The 1,974-nt window shown below is 70.9% G+C and carries 3 protein-coding genes; 2 read left to right on the top strand and 1 reads right to left on the bottom strand.

Translation table 11 applies throughout. The annotated features are described in order from the left end of the window. Nucleotides 1-411 (bottom strand): lysophospholipid acyltransferase family protein (locus VR44_RS33405; RefSeq protein ID WP_211275173.1); only part of this gene is annotated, 411 nt, incomplete at its 3' end. 201 nt (nt 412-612) lie between these two features. On the opposite strand from VR44_RS33405, the gene VR44_RS33400 reads away from it, so the two are divergent. Together VR44_RS33400 and VR44_RS33395 are read left to right on the top strand one after the other, a co-directional pair. Further along, nucleotides 613-1,392 (top strand): alpha/beta hydrolase, encoded by a 780-nt coding sequence (locus VR44_RS33400; RefSeq protein ID WP_045951390.1) that lies wholly within the window; start codon nt 613-615, stop codon nt 1,390-1,392. Next, entirely contained in the window at nt 1,385-1,939 is a 555-nt protein-coding gene (locus tag VR44_RS33395) for a hypothetical protein (protein WP_045951389.1), read from the top strand. Before VR44_RS33400 ends, VR44_RS33395 begins: the two co-directional genes overlap by 8 nt. Nucleotides 1,940-1,974: the final 35 nt, after the last annotated feature.

Raw genomic sequence — 1,974 nt, 5'->3', positions numbered from 1 at the left:
GGCCAGACCACCGGGCTTGCCCCGGTAGAGGCGGCCGTCGGGTGAACGGGTCCCCTCGGGGTAAATACCGAACAGCTCCCCGCGCTCGATGACCTCGATGCCGCTCTTGATCGCGGCCTCGCCCGCACCGCGCGCGCCGGAGCGGTCCACGGGGAGCTGGCCGACGCCCTTGAAGAAGGCCGCGGTCAGCTTGCCCTTGACCCCGGGGGAGGTGAAGTACTCCGCCTTCGCGATGAAGGTCACCTTCCGGTCCAGCACGGCCGGCAGGAAAAAGGAATCGGAGAAGGACAGGTGGTTGCTCGCGAGGATCGCCGGCCCCTCCGCGGGAATGTTCTCGAGGCCCTCCACCCACGGCCTGAAGGCGAGCTTCAGCGAACCGCCGATGGAGAACTTCATTGCGCCGTAGATCAACTCGAAAGCCTTCCTGTGTCTGTCGATCAGACCATAACCCCTGGCTCCGCCGAGAGCGCCCGACGACCCTGGTCGGTGTCATCCCGGTCGCGTACGGTGAAGTCACACAGCGCGACGCACCCGTACGTACCCGTACCCCGCACGCGTCATGGTCATCGTCGAGTCGTTACGTCATCGTCCTCACCAATCAAGGAGACTGTGGTGCCCGTCCTCCCTGGAGCAGAGCCGTTCCGCCACGAGGGCGGAGAGGTGGGCGTGCTTCTCTGCCACGGCTTCACCGGTTCCCCGCAGTCGCTGCGCCCCTGGGCCGAGTACCTGGCCGAGCGCGGGCTGACGGTCTCCCTGCCGCTGCTGCCGGGCCACGGCACGCGCTGGCAGGACATGCAGCTCACCGGCTGGCAGGACTGGTACGCCGAGGTGGACCGGGCGCTGCGGGAGCTGCTGGAGCGGTGCTCGCAGGTGTTCGTGTTCGGGCTCTCGATGGGCGGCGCGCTGACCCTGCGGCTGGCCGCCAAGCACGGGGACGCCATCAGCGGCATCGTCCTCGTCAACCCGGCCAACAAGGTGCACGACCCCCTGGCCGTCGCCCTTCCGGTGGCGAAGCACTTCATCCGGTCGACGGCGGGCATCGCCAGCGACATCGCGAAGCCGGGCGCGGCGGAGGTCGGCTACGACCGGGTCCCGACGAAGGCCGCGCACTCGCTGCGGAAGTTCTTCCAGCTGGTGGACACCGAGCTGCCGCAGGTCACGCAGCCTGTGCTGCTCCTCCACAGCCCCCAGGACCACGTGGTCCCGCCGGTGGACTCGGAGCGGATCCTGGCGCGGGTGTCGTCGACGGACGTCACCGAGACCCTGCTGGAACAGAGTTATCACGTCGCGACGTTGGACCATGACGCGGAGCGGATCTTCGCGGACAGCTATGCGTTCGTCGGGCGGCTCGCGGAGAGCGTCGGCAGGGAGGGGGCGGCCAGCGGTGGCTGAGCACGAGGAGTCCTCCGGGGGTGTGCCCCCGCTCGACGAGGAGGCGGCGTGGGCCGCGATCGTCGCCGGGTACGGACAGGAACCGCCGGACCCGCCGGGGGCGCGCCCCTTCCGGCCGATCGAGAACCTGATGCTGCCGGAGGAGGACGTCCAGCCGGAGCCCCCGGCCGCCGCGCCGACGACCCCGACGGCCCTGGGCAGCTCGGTGGTCTTCGCCCCGGGCGTCGTCCTCGGCCCGCGTGACCACTCCCCGGCGGAGCCGAAGGACGAGGACCTCGCGGGGGACGCGGCCGACGAGGGCCACTTCGTCCCCCCGGAGCCCCCGGAACTCCCGCCGGCGGACACGACGGCGAAGTTCGCCTGGCTGGCCGTGGTCGGCGGCCCGGTACTGCTGCTGCTGGCGGTGCTGCTGCAGTGGGACATGACGTGGTGGCTGACCACCCTGGGCATCGGCGGCTTCCTGGGCGGCTTCGCCACCCTGGTGGCCCGCATGTCGGGCGACACGGACGACAACGACGACGACCCGGGGCGCGGGGCGGTGGTGTAGGGGGGCGTAGTGCGGGCCCGCCATCTCCCCCTCGA

Origin of the sequence: Streptomyces katrae, from assembly GCF_000966975.1 — a bacterium.
Classification (GTDB): Bacteria; Actinomycetota; Actinomycetes; order Streptomycetales; family Streptomycetaceae; genus Streptomyces; species Streptomyces katrae.
This window is presented reverse-complemented; position numbering and strand designations above follow the sequence as displayed.